This window comes from Enterobacter cloacae complex sp. GF14B (assembly GCF_004136805.1).
In the GTDB taxonomy this organism is placed as follows: domain Bacteria; phylum Pseudomonadota; class Gammaproteobacteria; order Enterobacterales; family Enterobacteriaceae; genus Enterobacter; species Enterobacter hormaechei_C.
The window spans coordinates 72,261-90,170 of record NZ_QFRV01000010.1 but is presented as its reverse complement, the minus strand read 5'-3'; the positions used below and the strand labels follow the sequence as shown (position 1 = coordinate 90,170).

Below are 17,910 nucleotides of genomic sequence, written 5' to 3'. Positions count from 1 at the left end.
AGTGCTTTTGCCGTTACGCACCACCCCGTCAGTAGCTGAACAGGAGGGACAGCTGATAGAAACAGAAGCCACTGGAGCACCTCAAAAACACCATCATACACTAAATCAGTAAGTTGGCAGCATCACCTATCGTTAAAATCCAGAACCGAAACGGCGACCATGAGAATAGCTATGTTCGGTTACTCGTCAGCGATTGTGAGAAAAATGCTTGCCAGACGGCACTCATTTCAGAGTGCCATGGCGAGCTTGAACAGCTGAGTTTTGAAGACGGTGGGGTTTACGACTACAACGGCGAAAATCACTACAGTGTCAGGAGCTGCGTGGAGGTTGCTCCAGAAGACGTTGCAACTTTGCAACGCTTCCTTTAACACCTGCGACATTTGATTAAATATCGGGCGTCCGCTACAGGATGCCCGTGATTTAAACGATTCCTCAAAGATCGCTGTCACTCCTGATAACTGTATTAAGAGCAGGTTTGTGATAGGTTCAGCGTAACAACATTACTGGAATTTTGGTTGCCTTGATGAAGAGCTGCTTTTCTGATTTACCCGTTAAAGACGGCACGTCCGGAACCTGGAAACTGGACACATTCGAAATTACCGCAGATAAGGCGATGAGCCTCGCCCTTCGTGCCGAGTATACAGGTAATACAGACGAGTTTATCCCGCCCGGTAGATATCGGCGTTTGTCCAACGGCTGGGATGTGGTGATGTCCAATACCCCGATGGAGATCAGAACCTGCCAGGATTTTTTAGAGCGAGCCACCGGGCGCGTGCTCATTAATGGTCTTGGTCTGGGGATGGTGCTTCACGCCATTCTTCAAAAAGAAGATGTAACCCATGTAACAGTAATTGAAAAAGAACAGGACGTTATTAACCTCGTTGCGGCCTCGTTTGCAAACGATCCTCGCGTTGAAATTATCCATGCTGATGCAATGATGTATTGCCCACCAGCAGGCGTCACGTACAACGCATGCTGGCACGACATATGGCCAGACTTCGCAACAGCTAACCTCTCACAGATGGATAAGCTGGAAATTAAGTACCGGGACATCTGTGAATGGCAGGGCTCGTGGGGCAGGGAGGAGTGTGAGCAAAAGCACATTGAGTTTCAAAATCTTGGGGCTGATTGAGTACAACTTTTGAAGGTGTCTCCGCTAAAGAAGACTGGGTCTCTTTGCGCATGCCCAGCTGTGCTGCATGACCTGACAAAGCCTATAAATAAACAGATCGGTTTGATTTAGTAATCCCCCTTCCAACCATCAGGCCGATATTTAAACTGCATCTCCATTAAGGATGGCTGATGAGCACGATTTCTACGGATTTAATTGCACGGATCTACGCAGCCTCCGAATTGCCGTTGAGCAACGACGAGCTTTATCGCGAAGTGCAGCGTGAAACTGGCATGTCGGATGCCGAATTGCACGAACTGAAAGAATTTGGGTCAGATAAAACCAGAACCAGCGGCGTCAAACACAAAGTACGCTGGTTTCAGCAGACTCTTCGGCAGGCCGGAGTCATCGAACGCGTTCCAGAAAAACGGGGCGTCTGGAGATACTCCTCTAAGACGAAAACAAACCTACACGAGTCATGGGAAAAGCTCTGTGTTGTCGGTTTCTCAACTTCTCTTGGGGCATCGGTTTTTGGAAACGCCTATGCCTTCTTCAGCAATATCACAGAGCAAATTCATCTTTGCCTGACCTCGCCGCCTTACCTCCTTCGAAATTCAAGAGACTACGGGCATGGCGGGGGGCGTGGCGAGCAGGTTTATATTGACTGGCTTCTGCGTATCCTCGAACCGATCGTGAAACAGCTTGTACCCGGCGCAAGTGTGGCATTGAATATCACTCAAGATAGCTTTAATAGGGGCAGGCCTTCACGTTCTCTGTATCTGGAGCGTCTGACACTGGCATTATGTGACAAGCTGGGGCTTGAGCTCATGGACAGGCTTCAGTGGGTGAATCGCAGTAAGCCCCCATCGCCAACGCACTGGGCATGTAAGCAACGAGTGCAGCTCTGCTCATCGTATGAGCCTGTGCTGTGGTTTACCAATGATGCGAGTAAGGTTCGTTCAAACAACTTACGTGTACTGCAACCGCATTCAGAGCAGCATCTTAAATTGCAGGCAGCAGGCGGTGAAAATCGCACGACCTTTTATGGTGATGGGGCGTACCAGCTTAAAAGCGGATCCTTTGGAAATAAAACAGAAGGAACGATCCCCAAAAATACTTTGTTTTACGGCAATAGCTGCGCTGATACGAGATTTTGCCATTCCATTGCCCGCGAGCTAGGTTTTCCGCTGCATGGTGCAACGTCTCCTACCAGGCTTGCAGCGTTTCTGATTGAGTTTTTGACAGAGCCGGGAGATCTTGTTGTAGATCCCTTCGCTGGCCTGCATAAAGTTCCCATCGCAGCCGAGCGACTTGGCAGACGTTGGCTGGCGACGGACAAAATCATGGAATGGCTGGCGATTTCCCGAAACCTTTTTACGGCCGCACCGGGATATAAGAGTAACCCCATGCTGGACGAGCTCGCCGAACTGTATCGGGCTTAATGCAAGTTAACGGTTTTGATAAAGTGGTTTGAAGCGACAAGCGGTTTATTCATTTTGCATTGTTTCTACCATAAAATGACAATATTAACGGCTTAGCATACGCCGCAGAGATAATTAGGGTGCCATTCATTTCCGGTTGTCTGTATTAACGAGTGTATTCAATATTCACTTGTTTCTCCGATATAGACCCAACAAAAAAAACTGATGGTTGTGATACAGAACTTGTTGAATTAACATCCGGTACATTAACTATATTGGTAATTTAGACGGTTTCTAAATTAAAGGTGGACAGATATGAAGTCAGATACAGAAATGGTTTCTCCTATCGAGTTGCACATTGGCGATCATGTCCAGCGGCATGGTGCTTTATTTGAGGTTATGCATATTGTTGAATCCGAATGCGATATTCCCGGCGGCATCCGGGTAGCAGCATGCATTTCACGGGTTATCGGTGACGTTACGGGCAATATTCCTCGTGGTTGGCTGGAAACACCGAAGCGTATGGCTGAGCGAGGAGTTAAGTGGGCGACGAGTCTGCCTGAGGGGCTTTACTTTAACATCCAGGGGAACGCACATGCGAAAGTAAGCCGGGTTATTCGTAATGTGACTAATTGAAACTTTTTTCTGAATTGCGGTGTAAAAGTTACTTTTCACCGCATCGTTTTCCCTAACTACTAAATCAGAGCTTCTCTGAAATAAGCGGATTTAACCGCTAGCGATTTATTCAGGCCATTTTATTCTAATCATTATCCTACACTTCAAAAATATTCATTATTTTTTCTTCTGACCTATTAGCCAGAATTCTCGATTCGGTATCATTTACTTACGGTAAATCTTTTGAAAACGAGGTAAATGGCATGCATTCTCAGGATCCTATCACGAAATTAACCCAGACGTTGCAACGCGACGATGGTTCTCAGGTTCGTATTGTAGCGCAGCGGGGATATGGAAGTGGGCTTACAGCCTCGCTTGATGTGTACGTTCTCCGTCGTGATTCCTCTGAAAGCAACTGGTCACTGTGCGGAAAAGATCCTCACCCAGAGTGGAGAAAGATGTCAGTAGATGAGTATCAGAAATTTGGACGCTCTGAAATGCTGCGTTATGCCACACCAGGTGAAATTCTCAGGGTGGCATCCGCTATTGGCCAGCCAATGAGCTTCCTCGATGGCAACCCTGCGTTTTAGCCCGAACCCTGGCGACGCCTTTTAAACCGGCGTCATTCTTTTTACGAGCAACAGACGGAGAAAAAATGAATCTGAACGAACGAAGCACGAGCGCAGCAACGCCAGATTTGAGCCGACTTTATCTCATTTCCGGGCGCATTATGTTTGATGATGATGATCAGGCCTACCTGGTCGAAGCCGACTCCCCTGGTGATGCAGAGGAGGCTTTCCGGCATCATATTGCTGACAGTGCCGACGACTTAGAAAAGGTGATTATAGTTTCCTCTACAAGTTTCGCTTCAGCTCACAGCAGTCGCGTAATTTGTCGGCCTGCCGTGAAGTAATTTCAACTTCCAATGATATTTCCCTCTTTATAAAAGCCGCCGTCTGGCGGTTTTTATTTGCAAAAATGAATATTAATCCTGAATGATATTAATTTAAGATGAGGTAGTGTTCATATTCTTCTTCTTAATATTTTTTCTAAAAAAACGCCTTCAGGTTATTAGTTGGTATTAGTGTATTTGTTATGATCTTCTCATCAAATACATTAATTAAATAATCAAGGAGTCAACTGTGGCAGATAATTATACTCAGGCGTCGTTTATTATTCCCTGCACTCAGGAGCAGGCAAAAATGGCACAAGAAGCAATCACATTCGTTACCGAAGCAGAAATTGCAGAAGGTGAGCGTTTGCTTGATAAGCCACTGACAGATTGTTCTCTGACTGAGAAGCTGATCCTCAGTATTATCGAGAACCACCCTGAGTATGACCCTTCTGAGCCGAGCTTTGGGCAACCATCCTGCCCAGACTGCAATTATGAACTGTTGTTCGCAACAGAAGTTACCAGCAGTGGGCTGGCAGTTTTTCATGGAGAGACCATTGATCTTGACCATGCAATTTGCCTCACAACTGCCGTGCTGTCGGTATTCGACCTCTCGGAAATGGTAACAATTACTGCTGCATTTACATGCAGTAAAAGCCGGACAGATGAATTTGGGGGTATGACTATTCTGGTCACAAAGGATACCCACTATTACCAGGATGGCTGTCAGTTTTCTCGTCTCATGAATGAGGCTCACAAAGCCGGTATCCAGTATGCTCTGTGTAAAGTGACGCATTACCACGGTGAGAGCAGCTATGTGGCAAGCTATGTCCTGAGCTGCGACGTAGCGGATTCAGCCCAGGAGGTCGTTAACAAACGACTGAAGGCATGTGCCGGAAAAGAGCCAGAAGACGGAATCTATATTCTGTGTGAAGAAGACAACACTAGTCTTTCGGTCGAACTCGTTACAGAACTGTCTCCGCTCGATTACGACAAGCTGAGCAAGCTTCTCCCTTCCCTTGACACCCTTTGCGGCGCTTAAGCCTGCCAATTACCGTAGCCACCGGTTTCCCCGGTGGCCTGGAGCCTGCCATGACCAATAAATTCATAGTTTCTACCGTTGATTGTATCAATGAATTTGCAAGTGACGTTCCGCAGAGTGTTTCCTTACGGATAGATACAATGCTTGAACAGCGTATCCGCAAATTGGCGGCATACGTGAAAGAAAACGATCTTCATTTAACTGAGTTTTACTTCTATGACGCTAACTGGTCATTTTGTGGTGAAGATGAAATTCAAGAAATAAAAGACATGGATGAATATAAGCATAGCGACAGCATAAAGCAGGAAGCGATGCTGCGGGAAGTAATGCCATCAGCACGTACGGAATGCCCGGTTATTAGGGTGATGAAAGATTCATTTCAGCTTTCAGCTCTACCACGCCATTGTGGTGATGACATGACTCTTAACACTCCTTTTATTCCGCTGTCTGAGTTGAAAACAAATAATACGGCATTTATTACGCCGCCAACCTATAACTAATAGCTGTGCCGGGTGATTAAATTACAATGGATTATTTTTATATATATTGACATTAAATCCGCGTGATTTTGATTTAATATAATTTCGCTAAATGGTTGCGCTGTAGTTATTTTAAAGTTCTAATAATATCAGTGATGCAGCATATACCGTGGTTCAGGAAAATATATGTTTATTGAAAAAAGCGACTCATTCCTTGAATTATCCTCAGAAGTTATTTTTCCTGAGGCGGCTAATGCTGCCATTTTGAAACATGATAAATGGGCGGATGTTTGGGAGACCCTGACAACCGATGCCGATCTGAACTATACCGATGAAAAGGAGACTGTGAGTCTTTCTTCTCTGGTCATGTCAGCCACATCTGCTATTTATCAGGCTATTACGGACGGCTGGACAATGTGCGTGGGATACAGTGGCGGCAAAGACTCCCATTCTCTTCTGCACCTGTTTCTGATGGCATTGATCAGGGCAGTACGTAACGGCACAAATATCAGCGAACATCATTTCATTCAGATGTCCGATACGCTGATCGAAAACCCTGAGATGCACTATCAGGCTTCACAGGTTCTCAACCAGCTCAGAATGTTCATTGCTGAACACCAGCTACCGGTCACAGTCCTTGTCGCCCGACCGTCTCTTACGCAGAGCTGGGTCGGCCGCATTCTGACTGGGCGCGGACTTCCGACCTGGACTAATTCTTCTACCCGACAGTGCTCAACCGACTACAAAATCGCGCCCCTGCGCCAGGCCAAAGCTCGTTACCTGAAAAACGCCCCGGCATCCGTTCGAAGCAGGGTATGCCTGATGCTGGGCTCCAGGGATGATGAAAGTGCCCGAAGGGCCGGAAATATCCTCAAAATGGGAGGGCAGGCGAGGAAAGTAACCCTGACTGAGCACGGTGGTGAACTCTATCCGGTAAAGGAGTGGCGCACTCAGGACATCTGGTCTTTTCTGATGGCCTGTGGTTCCGAATCACGCTTCCCTTTACCAAGCTTTATGCCGGATAACTTCAGCCTGGCAACGCTTTATAAAGACGCCACCGGGGAGTGTATCTGGTCGCCGGAGAAACCCACTCGAACATCAGCTTGTGGGGCTCGATATGGGTGCTCCTTTTGCACAGCAGTAGGGGTTGACCATTCAATGGAAACGCTCCTTCGAACTGACCCGGAGAAATACGGTTATCAGGCTGGCCTGAGTCGTCTTCAGCGATTTCTTTCTAAGATCCAGTACGACTGGAGCCTGCGGGATTATATCGGTCGTAAAGTGTTCGAAGGCGGATATGTGCGTCTTCAACCCAATATCTTTTCTTCGTCCCTGACTGAACGTCTTTTTCATGCCTGTTGCAGCCTTGATTATGTTGAAGCAAGACGTGCGGCAGAGCATCGCAGAAAGCTACTTTCCGGCGAGGTTGACGATACGGCTTATAACCGTCGTATGGCTGAGCCACAATTTCGGCTTGTACAGGAAGCAAACGTGATCCACGTTGATTTCCTCTGGTCGTTGCACTGTTTCAACCCTCGCCCGTTTCGGGCAATTGAGATCTATCGCAGGGTCTGGGAAGAGGCCGATCTGGACCTTCTTGAGGATGAGCCTGACATGCAGCCTGTGCCCCGTACACCAATGCCAGCTCCACTCTGGATGAAACTGCCCGGAGGCCGGTTCGGTACAGCTTATGATGGACTGACTGATACGTTGCCGCTGATGACCTATTTTGACGGGCAGGCTGACCCCAGGGCTTCACGTAGCCTAAAGACCGGAGAGAGCAGTTCTGTCGTCGTGGCATTCGAGGAAGAGGATGAGCTGACTGTTGAAGAAGATACGGCGTCCTGGATTATCTGGCATGAATACGACGGGTTACGCCAGCGCATCGCTGACGGTGAGTTTACTCCAACGACTGCTGCTCAGTATCTTCTTCGTTATGGCGCGGTCCGAATTTCAAAAGGCAAGGGCGCTGTCTATCATCGTCTCGCACAACGGGGACAAACCTTTTCCCGCCTGGGGATAGGCGACAGAGTGTCGCTTCCAGAGCTGGTTGCCAGTCGGCGTTTTAAAATACTCAGTGATTCTGCATACCGTCAGGTTGTAGCCCGGAAATTGCGTGGACAGATAAAAAAGTTCAGATTCTGGGCATGCGTAGCTGCCTGTGTTCAGTTGCACGTACACAACAAGACGGCACTCGGAGAAAGAATTTTAACGTTACTCGAAGGTGAGAGGGAACAGCAACAAGGTGCGATCCAGGCGAAGCTGAAGGCGGGAATGATGGATGCAGTTCTAACTCTGTGTAACCAGCGACTCCGGGTGAAAGAAAATACTAACCAGCCAGAGGAGTTCCGCTATTACCGTGCCGTAAGAGCTCGTTTCATGCGCCATTTATCTGAATGCCTTAAGCCAGAAAATGGCGGCGTTATCCGTGACGTTATCTGGGAACTGAGGGTGCTGAGCAGTGCTCACGGTACGACCAAAACAGGTTTTTACTATGTCGATAGCAATCGCCCGACAGCGAAAGGACTGTTAAACCGCCTTCTGATGAGGATGGTCAAGCAGGTCGTATAAGCGTCTGAAACGCGAAACACACGAAAATGGAGGGGTTATACAAAAAAAACTTAGCTTTGATCGTGATGTAATGTGGACATCATGTCCAAGCGTTGCTGCATCCAGAAAAGTAACTTTAATCCTGTTGATACAGCCCTTGCATTACCTGTTTACGCATAGCGTGGAAACGTTCTAATTAAACCAGACGAATATAAATTTAAATTAATTCACTCACCCCCGGAATCGGGGAACTAAACAAAAGGATCATCAATGCAAAATCAAAATACACCCGCTCAGGAAAAACACACCGTATACCTTTTTAATGCCGAACATGCTGACAAGACAGCCGCCAAGCAAGCCGGGAAACTCTTCACGCTGGACATTGAACACCCAATGACCCTCAACGATCTCTCGCTGCTGTGTGAGTCGGTCGCGGACGCTGTGGGAGCACCTGGCGGAATTAAATATGAAATCACAACAGAGCCTAATGGGGTTCAGGAGGAATACTGAATCAGTGTGGTGTGAGTCCATTTTAATTTGACGTTTCATGAGTTCTATCGAGAGGCTGAAGTATGACTTTGAAAATGGAAAGTTCCCGGACTTCCAAGCCTGAGGGGCCATTTGTATTAATCACTTTTGAGGGGGACGAATTTCTTTTTGATGACAGACATAATGTCGTCAAGATAAATGGCAGGCCTAAAAAAATGGATGTAAAGCGAAATTATTTTGAGTCCGATCTGGGAGAAGGGAAAGCGAAATACTGGACTTTAAATATCGAAGAGGCTCATCGGTTCAATTCGATTGATGAAGCGACAGAACAACTTTGTAAACTGAGTCGCCCTCATCTGATCAAAATTCGCAAAGTTGAGGGGGTATCTGAATGACCAAAGAGATGTTTTTACGCATTTTAAATGAGGCACAGGCTCGTGTGGATAACGATTCGCTTCCGCTTGATGTTCGTATCCGGTCACGCACCACGGTAAATGATTGCGTCATCCGGGCAGATAAAGAGGGGTGGCCTATTGAGTATAAACAGAAGGTCTGGGTAGATGCAGTCAGTGGCTGTTATCTTTAGCGGTTACTTAAGCCAGTTCCTGTGCCCGTGAGCTTAGTAAAGGCGGAAAATGATATGGTCAAGGTGATAAATATCAACGGGAATTTAGTTGAATTACCTGAGCCCTCAGCAAAGTTATCCAAAGCTGAATCACCTGATGGTAGGTTCTCAAAACCTAAAAATAAGATCTCTAAAATACAGCGAGCTGAGCTGCGAATGAAATTTGGGGGGCGTTGTGCCTATTGTGGTTGCAAGCTTCCTGAAAAAGGGTGGCATGCCGATCATGTTGAGCCTGTTCGACGCGACTTTGAACTGGTGAGAGCCCCTGTCGGCAGCGGCGTAACTCATGTTGCCCGAAGTACGGGTAAGGTTATGCACCCTGAACTGCATGCTATAGAAAACTTATTTCCATCATGCGCCCCCTGCAACCTTTTTAAAGGAGCTTTTAGTGTTGAAGGAATGAGAAAAGAAATTACCAAACAGGTTGAACGGGCTCGCGCATATAGCGTGAATTTCCGTACCGCAGAACGTTTTGGGTTGCTTCATATTGTAGAAAAACCGGTCGTCTTCTGGTTTGAGCAGTATAACGAACAGAAACAAAACGAATAATTTCTGTGAAACATAAAAGAAGTTAATCAGCAGTGGTTTACTAATTAAAGAGTGATTTAAATATTTTGATGCTGCTGAGGAGCTGCCTGGTATATCCTTCAAAGGAGAAAATGATGTATCTGCATCTTGTGCCCCGTATTCTTCACCATATGAAAAACAAGTGTACTCTCGTGTCAGTTTCTGTACCTGAATTGTCACTTGAGCTTAAAGCTGATTCGCTGGTGGCAATGAAACCTTATCCCAACAAGTCCTACCACGTTGTCATGTTGAAGGGGCGACGTGCATTAAATGGCTTTCTGGTAAAAAGCCCACGGACTTTAACTGAGTTCACAATGATAACAATCTGGGAAATTGAAGGCTTTGGAAAAATTAGTCATACCGTAAAAACGCTCGTTCAGGACAAAGACTATGACTTGGTCTCCCATGATGTCCTTTTGGCACATGCATACCATCAGAGGGAGGAAGAATTGGGGTACCGTGTACATCCATCCTATGACAGTCTAGCTCCCGTCGATTTTGAACCAACAATGCAGTCAAGGTACATAAAGGAATCCGATCTTTCCCACGACGTATGGGAAACCTATTCATGGGGGGAATTGCTGCGTTCGCGTGAAGAGACATTTCTGGCGATGACCATGTCATCTGCTCGTTTAAGCCATCCAGCATTCATCAGAGGAAACCGACTTCCTCAAACTGACCAGGCCATCATTATCAGTTCGTAACGACCTTTTATTCTTTTTGATGCCAGGCGAGTCTCCTTTTGCCTGGCCACTTTGATTTATTGCCTGGGAGTAACCTATGGATGAGCAAGATATTCTCCGCGTTATAAACGGCCGTGAGATTGATGCTTCTGACCTCCTGGAAGAAGCTATGCCGAACGCAGCCCGACGCTTTTATCGTTTAACTAACAGCATGAACAAATTGCTTTAGGAGGTCAGGGAGCACTTTCCTGACGCGATGTATTACTCTGCCAGCGGAACGGTAAGCCTGCTGTTGGGGAGCAGCCACGACAACAATGACCATCCGGTTAGAGAAATGGTCGCTGTAAGGTCACCAGATCTAAACATTGAAGGCGGTGATTGGTAGGTCAAGCAGGGGATCTATGTGCACTTCATGTCCTAACTTCATCCAGTGCTGAATTCAGTGCACAGACAGTAGGGGACTTCTCCTTTAATCAGAATGGCAAAGGGTTACGTGAGGATCAGATTCTATTTTTTTGCCTCGAAAACGGATAAACCCAGGTTTTGGCGCTTTAACCGAAAAATCAGCAGAACGGTAAATGATAGGCTGTCATGGATAACCATTTTGAGGCAAAAATGAACGTTTCAACTGACAGCAGCAACATATCGATAGCAGAACTCAAAGAAGAATTTATACCCGGTCTTCTGCTTAATGCTGGGGCAATAAGCCATTACGGCGACTCGGCTTTATCTTCGAAGGCTATGGATAAGTATTCAAATCTTCTGGAGAAAGACGCAGTTACCGCTTTATCAGGAGCCTTGAACCGTATCGTAAGTGCCTTAGCGGAGGCAGATCCACGTTCTATCAGTAGCAATCCATCCTGGTTTTCCCGCTTTACGGGCAAACACCTTGAAAAGCGCGTTCGTTACCAACACGCACGTGAGAAGGTGGAAAATCTTATTAATGAGGGGAACGGATATCTGACACATGTGAATGAGACGCTACTGGCTTTAGAAGAGCTGCTTGAAACATATGTGTCAGAAATCAAACGCCTTAAAATTTTTATCCAGGCAGGCCATGAGTTCCTTAGGGATTCTACCGAAGAAAAAAATAGTGACGATCTAAGCCTTGTCTTCGATAAACCGAGGGAAAGATTTGCCAGACGTTTAGCTAACCTGGCAACACTGCTTGCGTCTCATGAAATGGCCGCCATGCAGATGGAAATCACTCGCGGGACTTGTATAGATATTGCTGACCGCTTTAACGAAACTATAAAAGTCCTGGTTCCAGTATGGCGGCAACACACACTTTCGCTGTTATCAGTAAATAACACTGACCCTACGATTGTTAGAAAAGCTAATCAGGCCCACGAGGCTCTTCTAAAAAGCCTGCGACAAAATTTAGAGGGATTCCAAAAATGATTAATAATTTGACCACCAAAACTGAGGTTGTTGCTTTTACTTTGACTTCCGCTGAACTGGAAAAGTTCGGGCTGAATGAGCAAGATGAACAAGAGATTAAAGCCGTCGCGGAATGCATTAATGCCGATGATCCAGGAACAGTTTATCGTTTTGGCCGGGCAATGGGGGAAAACACTGCTAATTATGCGGATAGCCTGCTTGAGCAAATTCGCAATAAAGATTTAGACGAAGCCGGGAGCAAATTAACTGAAATTATCAACCTTGCAAGAAATGTAAACATCTCGAACTTAACTGAAAGTCGTTCAAATCTGCCAGTTATTGGCCCTTTGTTGGATAAAATCCGCACCCGTGGGAAGAATTTCGCCGCACAGTTTGAATCAACTCGTGAACAAATCGATGCTCTGGTTTCAGAGGTTTCAGTTACACAGAATAGCCTCGGTTCTAATAATATTTCGCTCCAGCAAATGTTTGATGAAGTCGTTAAAGAACACCACTTAACAGGTGTACATATTGCTGCCGGTAAATTAAGGCTGGGAGAATTACAATTAAAAGCAGAAAATCTCAGAGCTAATGTTGGTAACAATCCTGCTAAGTTCCAGGAAGTATCTGATCTGGATACGCTAATTGCTAATTTAGAAAAACGTATTGGCGATTTAGTTGTTTCTCAGCAGTCTGCTATGCAAGTATTGCCAATGGTACGGATTATACAGGCAAATAACCAAAGTCTTATCGACAAGTTTCATAGCGTCAAAGAGGTTACTGTCCCTAATTTCAAGCGTCAGTTTCTGTTAGCCATTTCTCTAAATGGACAGCGTAACGCTGTAAATCTTGCCAATGATATCGATAATGCCAACAATGAGTTACTCCGTAGTAATGCAAAATTACTGCATCGCAATGCAGTAGAAACTATGAAAGCAAACCAACGGCTGGTTATTGATATAAGCACCCTTAAAGAGGTGCAGGATACGCTTATCCAGACGGTTGGCGATGTTGTTAAAATCCAGAGAGAAGGGGCTATTAAGCTCAGGGAAACAGAAAAACAGGTTCTTGCCATGCGTGAGAATTTGCGCACCCGACTGACACAAAAAGGGGTAGATCATGGTGCGTAACCTTAAGAGTAGTGACGATTTTTCCCGTGAACTGTCATTTCTTTTTCACCGGTCTATAAAGATTAGAAATTCAGGTTTCGCGATATTTGGTGCGGGCCTGCTGATAATGATTTTTGGTCTTTGCTTGTGGTTGCTGTCATTACACCTCTCACCTTCAGTTCTGGACTTTGATATTGATGTGCCCTTGTCATTCTTCAATTCATCTGAAGGTGAAGATAAGTTAGTGGTTTCGGATTTTGGCGATGCATTTGGAGGCTTCCTAACTACATATTCTAAGTTGCTATTAGGGATTATGGGGCTATTAGTAGTTTCTTCAACTGCCTTTAAAATTTTAAAGGGGGAGGAAATAGGTGAGATATTCCCGATGCTTCTAATTGCTGGCGCTTTTCTTATCGGCTTGTCAGTTTTTACATCTGCTTTAGGTTCGGAAGAGACTGATGCCACTTCAGCTTCGACTGTAAAGGTTATCAAGAAATATGTAAAACATGAAAAATACGATAAACTTGTCGCATATTTAAATGATAGTAATTGGCCCTCAGGCGAAGAGGTATCTGTAAACTATTTAAAGGCGCAACTACATATAAAACTCGGCAAGCCAGATGTGAAGTTAACACAGAATGTTGTTAGGGCGTATATGTCTGGTGTATTACAGTCAAATATTCCCGTGAAAGTTCGTTATGCATTGGAAAAGACAGCTTTAGATAAATCCGTCTCACCACTTGCGATTCGTTATGAGCAAAAACGTATGTCTAAATCACATACCTTTTCAAAAGCGTCGGTTAATTGTCTTAAAGTAGGTAGTCCCGTCGCATTCGTTGGCGTTTTGTTCGCTCTTCTTGGTATAAAAATCAGGCGGCGAGTCAGATTCTTAGAATCAAATTGAATGAAAGCCCGGTACGCTGGGCTTTTTTATTCAGTAACTTTTATCAAATATGTAGTAATTTACCGGAATCTGCTTCTCCAGCTTGTTAGCTGAAAAGCTTACTCAAGTATAATAATCTACTTCTGATTATGTTTTTTATGGTTTTATTTTTACACAACTTATTAAGGATACATGATGTGTAACTTTACTCCTGTTCAAATTATTGCTGATTATATACTGAGGTTTCTTAAAAATAATACTGATGCCAAGCTTTATGAGGCAATGCAGCGTCTTGAAAAGAAAATTGGTCAGTTTGTCGCTGATGGGGTTGATGAACATCAATTACGCTCTTCATTAAGCAAAGTCTGTCGATCTCGTTCCAGGGCGGCTCTTAAAGAGGAGTGTGAACAACTCATTCCATAAAAAGAACATCATACGGGAAAGTTACTTTAACGGTGAATGGCTCGCTTCTGGCGGTTTAAGTTGACGGCCATTCCTACCATAGCCATCATAAAGTATGATTAGCATTCGAGTGTGGCACTACTAATTTTAATGGGCTACGCATTCAGTCTCCACCTCTCTAACTATAAAGGTTCTTTTCATGTCCAATAGCTTCGATAAGCCGCAAACGCTCCCGGTACATAATTCTGATGCCGAACCCTTTTTTCCGAAAAACCTTGGTCCATTTATCGAGCAGGTATCCGGAAGGGATCTGGCAATGCTCACAGAATCAGAGAAGGAAAAACTTGCGCACCTGATCAGAACTGGGCGTAAATATGGAGTTTCTGTCGCTATCGTTCCTGATACAGATTCTGCTGAGCTTCATGAATTACTGTCTAATGCCGATTCCATTGAAAGGCAGTTTTCCATCTATGAACGCATCCAGACGAAGATTGCGTTCACGCGGTGTCAGGAAGCATAAACAAAGTGAGAAATACAACTACGTGGTATGACGTAGAACATATTGAAATCACCACAGGCGAGCGAGGCGGCAGGATATGGGTGCTGAAGCTCTCCTGTGGCCATACAGTATTTCGCCGAATACCTCCTATACGTCTTCATAACCTCACAGCTTTTTCTCTGCGGGAGCCCCCAGAAAAATGTCGGTGCTCTCTTTGCAATTCAAGTCCATAATAAAGCCTTTTTAAAGGCCACAAACTGCATATCACTGGATAAATCATCCTCTACAGCGTTCATTCTTAAACGCAAAATTTATATTTCATTCATTCTATTTTAAAAGCGTTATAAAAGACGGAATCCTATTTAGTCTGTTTGATGCTTAAATCATCTTCAGTGCCTTTTATCTTTTACCCAGCGACTTTAACATTAACCTGAGCAGAAAACTTGTTTTCAAACTAAGTTCGAAAACTTTCTGCTCAGGTTATTAGCCGGGTAAGCCACTTTGTTATATTTGTTTCATGTTAACAGAGGAGGCGATATGCAAATTGAAAAGGTGATGTCATTACTTGAAGTGCTTTCAAGCTGGCTTGAAGATAACATCAATATGGATTCTGAAATTATCTTTGATAATGACGAAGATAATACCAACTCAGAAATTCTGTATCCTGCTGTAGAAAAGGCTAATGCCGTTTTGCGCAAAATGGCATCTTTATCTTCAGATTCTGTTCATGCAATTCGACAGCGCTTGCAGCTTGCCGTAGAAGGCAAAGCTGAATTGTCCCTCAAGGATGTGGGAGAGCTTCTGCTGGCAACAAAGTATCTGATGTTGTCCACTGAAGAGGGAGAGTAAGCCTGTGACCACTCTCGTATTTGAAATGGCAGATATCAATAAACTGATCGAAGAAATTCGCACCGCAAAAACGTTTTCGGTCACCCCAGATCAGATCTATGACCCGGCATGCTATCCGGGGGGAGCCCTCCTTAACGCTGAGGGACAGACTGAAGAAGAGGCGCGTAAAGCTGGTAGGGTTTTCTTTCCCTCATCCTCAAAAATTGCCAGCACACATCTGGTGCCAAAAGTGCTTCTCGCGCACAGTCATGGTGTATACCTGATCACTAATGCTGAGCTTGAGGGCTCTCCCGCATCCCGCGATACTGTGGCTTACGCCCAGGGGATGAATCCAAAACTGGATGAGGACTGGGATTACGCTTGTGATGCCGCTTTGGGTGGGTCTGATTGTAGCTATACCATTCCCGTTGAGTGGCTGGAGTTAGCGGTAGAGCAGGGTTTTCAGGAGTTTCGACTTCGAATGAGTGAAACCAATATCAAACTTGTCAGCAAATAGTATGTCCTTGCTGTATCCAGTCAAACATTGTCCGCCAGTCGAGCTGCTGGCGGATTGTTTTATATAAGGCCGGGAAGGTATGTCAGGTTTAAGCAGTTCCGCCCAGAAGCTTACAAGGGCGCAGATTTACGTGTTAAGACGGATGGCATCCGGCACGATCTATGATATCTCTGGCAATTTCAGACGGGCCAGAGAACGGCGTACGTTTATGGGGAATCCTGATGATGTGACGTGCAGGAGCTCTCCGGTCCTGTTCCGGCTGGGCCTCGTGGAGTTATGCCAGCCAGTAAGGCATCTGGAGCCAGGTTTATACTATCGGCTCAAGTTGAGCTCCTCAGGGCATGAAGCTCTTAAGGCGAACGCACACCTCTAACATTTGAGATAGTTCGTTCGCAGCCAGGAAAGTAACTTTCATCTCAAGTGTGACCCTTACTACCTCATTTATGAGTAAAACCCCCCTCTGATATGTCGAAAATGCTCATTTATACGAAAATAGTTTCTCTTCAGGTGTGATGTAATTACTGAGAATTCTCCCTGAATGGAAGGCAACCGATGAAAATGTTTTTTACCCCTTATGTTCGTATCGTTTTCTATTTTTGCGCATTGATTTTTATTGTTTACAGTTTCAGTGATTTTTTCCAGGGCGTCCCTGACAGCACCTTCTTCAGTGCGGTCATCACGCTACTTGTTATCGGAACCATTGTTGCCCGGCATCTGGATCGCAAAAAATCTCTCAAATATACTTCACAGATTTAAGTTTCCACTCAGGCCACTCTCGGGTGGCTTTTATAATTTAATAAGGACCGGTTCATGCATAACCACGAAATTCAGACCATTGCTATATTTAGTGCCCAGTATAAAAACATCGAAGATGCTGAAAATGCAGGTGCTTTATATTCAGTAGATATTGAATATCCGATGACACTAAATGATTTATCGCGGCTTTGCGACTCTATTGCCGAAGCAGTAGGTGTGCCTGGCGGCGTCAAATACCAGTTCGTGTCCCAGCCGGAAGCGCATGAAACCAGCTTCTGATAACCAGTAACCAAACTGCCTAAAAGCAGGTGCAAAGCCATGAAACAAACAAAGTCTTCTATGTCACGTATTGTGCAGCTGTACGACGGGAGCCGATACGGAAACTGCGAGCAGGCTGATAACGAAGGAGAGCTTTTTACGGTGGTGTTGAATAAGCCTTCGCAGATCGATGACATCCGTAAAATCGTAGACACAACCGCCGAAGTACTTGGCAAAGCTTTGCCAGTACTCCTCTTTTAAAGCTTACATCCGTGAAGGATAATTACGGTCTTACTACTTTCAGTTTTTCATTCCAGTGCCGTCCATTTTAATTTATCGATTTTAAGCGGTCGGCGCTATTTCATTGTTTCTTTTCCGACTGTAATTCCTTATATATAGGAATATTTCAAAGAATTTATCTCAGGTTATTTGTGGCGTGGTGCCAGTTGTTATAATGATTCCACATAATCTGGAGAGTCAATCATGATCACATCTCTAATGAATTTCCGCGATTTAACCGGAGAGGCAGTCATCCAGGCGCGGCAATGCGTTATTAATGCTGAGATCGAAGCGGCCCGGGAAAAGGTAATTCATGCTCGTTCGTTATTCAAAGCGGGTATACATAATGTTGTAAACGGTAGTTCTGGCATTAAGGCTGCGGCAGCACATTTTCTGGTGATAAAACGTTTACAGACTGACACTCGGTATCTGGACGCGGTTATCACTGATAACCTTTGCATGTTTTCTCCTGAGGGTTATCTGTATCTGTTTATGCAACAACGTTATTTCCTATAAAACAATGGG

Annotated in this window: 25 protein-coding genes; 24 read left to right on the top strand and 1 reads right to left on the bottom strand. The window is 45.1% G+C overall.

All coding sequences use genetic code 11. The features are described from left to right. A partial coding sequence (locus DD606_RS05910) for an IS1 family transposase (protein WP_001568368.1) occupies positions 1 to 72 on the bottom strand: 72 nt, incomplete at its 3' end. A gap of 451 nt (positions 73 to 523) precedes the next feature. On the opposite strand from DD606_RS05910, the gene DD606_RS05900 reads away from it, so the two are divergent. The 24 genes from DD606_RS05900 to DD606_RS05775 all read left to right on the top strand — a co-directional run bounded on the left by DD606_RS05900 (position 524) and on the right by DD606_RS05775 (position 17,901). Beyond that, positions 524 to 1,132, top strand: coding sequence for a hypothetical protein (locus DD606_RS05900; RefSeq protein WP_000833775.1), 609 nt, complete (start codon positions 524 to 526; stop codon positions 1,130 to 1,132). Positions 1,133 to 1,302: 170 nt separating this feature from the next. After that, complete coding sequence (locus tag DD606_RS05895; protein ID WP_000104393.1) at positions 1,303 to 2,553, top strand: site-specific DNA-methyltransferase; 1,251 nt, start codon at positions 1,303 to 1,305, stop codon at positions 2,551 to 2,553. Between the two features lie 294 nt (positions 2,554 to 2,847). After that, positions 2,848 to 3,168: a hypothetical protein gene (locus tag DD606_RS05890; RefSeq protein WP_000834113.1), complete on the top strand. Its 321-nt coding sequence runs from the start codon at positions 2,848 to 2,850 to the stop codon at positions 3,166 to 3,168. A gap of 242 nt (positions 3,169 to 3,410) precedes the next feature. Further along, positions 3,411 to 3,737 carry a hypothetical protein gene (locus DD606_RS05885; RefSeq protein ID WP_000556022.1) on the top strand — a complete coding sequence of 109 codons (327 nt, stop codon included), beginning with the start codon at positions 3,411 to 3,413 and terminating at the stop codon, positions 3,735 to 3,737. A gap of 65 nt (positions 3,738 to 3,802) precedes the next feature. Then, complete coding sequence (locus DD606_RS05880) at positions 3,803 to 4,060, top strand: hypothetical protein (protein WP_001052325.1); 258 nt, start codon at positions 3,803 to 3,805, stop codon at positions 4,058 to 4,060. 229 nt (positions 4,061 to 4,289) lie between these two features. Beyond that, positions 4,290 to 5,081: a hypothetical protein gene (locus DD606_RS05875; protein ID WP_000774871.1), complete on the top strand. Its 792-nt coding sequence runs from the start codon at positions 4,290 to 4,292 to the stop codon at positions 5,079 to 5,081. Between the two features lie 50 nt (positions 5,082 to 5,131). After that, positions 5,132 to 5,581 (top strand): hypothetical protein, encoded by a 450-nt coding sequence (locus DD606_RS05870; RefSeq protein WP_000182312.1) that lies wholly within the window; start codon positions 5,132 to 5,134, stop codon positions 5,579 to 5,581. Between the two features lie 165 nt (positions 5,582 to 5,746). Then, on the top strand, positions 5,747 to 8,131 hold the full coding sequence (locus DD606_RS05865; protein ID WP_058672131.1) for a phosphoadenosine phosphosulfate reductase family protein: 2,385 nt from the start codon (positions 5,747 to 5,749) through the stop codon (positions 8,129 to 8,131). A 249-nt stretch (positions 8,132 to 8,380) separates the two neighbouring features. After that, entirely contained in the window at positions 8,381 to 8,620 is a 240-nt protein-coding gene (locus tag DD606_RS05860) for a hypothetical protein (RefSeq protein ID WP_001180999.1), read from the top strand. A 62-nt stretch (positions 8,621 to 8,682) separates the two neighbouring features. After that, positions 8,683 to 8,994 (top strand): hypothetical protein, encoded by a 312-nt coding sequence (locus DD606_RS05855; RefSeq protein ID WP_000172888.1) that lies wholly within the window; start codon positions 8,683 to 8,685, stop codon positions 8,992 to 8,994. Then, entirely contained in the window at positions 8,991 to 9,185 is a 195-nt protein-coding gene (locus DD606_RS05850; protein WP_000159617.1) for a hypothetical protein, read from the top strand. The genes DD606_RS05855 and DD606_RS05850 overlap by 4 nt, the downstream gene beginning before the upstream one ends. Before the next feature lie 54 nt (positions 9,186 to 9,239). Next, on the top strand, positions 9,240 to 9,773 hold the full coding sequence (locus DD606_RS05845; protein ID WP_000241452.1) for an HNH endonuclease: 534 nt from the start codon (positions 9,240 to 9,242) through the stop codon (positions 9,771 to 9,773). Between the two features lie 110 nt (positions 9,774 to 9,883). Beyond that, positions 9,884 to 10,495, top strand: a complete 612-nt coding sequence (locus tag DD606_RS05840; RefSeq protein WP_001371923.1) for a DUF6012 family protein — start codon at positions 9,884 to 9,886, stop codon at positions 10,493 to 10,495. 570 nt (positions 10,496 to 11,065) lie between these two features. Then, a complete protein-coding gene (locus DD606_RS05830) occupies positions 11,066 to 11,875 on the top strand; it encodes a toxic anion resistance protein (protein WP_000368643.1) in 810 nt (269 codons plus the stop codon). Then, a complete protein-coding gene (locus tag DD606_RS05825; RefSeq protein WP_000609386.1) occupies positions 11,872 to 12,984 on the top strand; it encodes a toxic anion resistance protein in 1,113 nt (370 codons plus the stop codon). Before DD606_RS05830 ends, DD606_RS05825 begins: the two co-directional genes overlap by 4 nt. Further along, positions 12,974 to 13,867, top strand: a complete 894-nt coding sequence (locus tag DD606_RS05820; RefSeq protein ID WP_000252081.1) for a hypothetical protein — start codon at positions 12,974 to 12,976, stop codon at positions 13,865 to 13,867. Before DD606_RS05825 ends, DD606_RS05820 begins: the two co-directional genes overlap by 11 nt. Before the next feature lie 171 nt (positions 13,868 to 14,038). Then, positions 14,039 to 14,269, top strand: coding sequence for a hypothetical protein (locus DD606_RS05815; protein WP_001371935.1), 231 nt, complete (start codon positions 14,039 to 14,041; stop codon positions 14,267 to 14,269). Between the two features lie 178 nt (positions 14,270 to 14,447). Then, positions 14,448 to 14,768, top strand: coding sequence for a hypothetical protein (locus tag DD606_RS05810; protein ID WP_000071366.1), 321 nt, complete (start codon positions 14,448 to 14,450; stop codon positions 14,766 to 14,768). Positions 14,769 to 15,284: 516 nt separating this feature from the next. Beyond that, entirely contained in the window at positions 15,285 to 15,596 is a 312-nt protein-coding gene (locus DD606_RS05805; RefSeq protein ID WP_001165367.1) for a DUF957 domain-containing protein, read from the top strand. 4 nt (positions 15,597 to 15,600) lie between these two features. Beyond that, complete coding sequence (locus DD606_RS05800) at positions 15,601 to 16,092, top strand: DUF3085 domain-containing protein (protein ID WP_001371932.1); 492 nt, start codon at positions 15,601 to 15,603, stop codon at positions 16,090 to 16,092. Between the two features lie 552 nt (positions 16,093 to 16,644). Further along, entirely contained in the window at positions 16,645 to 16,848 is a 204-nt protein-coding gene (locus DD606_RS05790) for a hypothetical protein (protein WP_000781547.1), read from the top strand. Between the two features lie 54 nt (positions 16,849 to 16,902). Next, a complete protein-coding gene (locus tag DD606_RS05785) occupies positions 16,903 to 17,127 on the top strand; it encodes a hypothetical protein (RefSeq protein WP_000551490.1) in 225 nt (74 codons plus the stop codon). Positions 17,128 to 17,166: 39 nt separating this feature from the next. After that, positions 17,167 to 17,367: a hypothetical protein gene (locus DD606_RS05780; protein WP_000814953.1), complete on the top strand. Its 201-nt coding sequence runs from the start codon at positions 17,167 to 17,169 to the stop codon at positions 17,365 to 17,367. Between the two features lie 222 nt (positions 17,368 to 17,589). After that, positions 17,590 to 17,901 (top strand): hypothetical protein, encoded by a 312-nt coding sequence (locus DD606_RS05775; protein WP_000633161.1) that lies wholly within the window; start codon positions 17,590 to 17,592, stop codon positions 17,899 to 17,901. Positions 17,902 to 17,910: the final 9 nt, after the last annotated feature.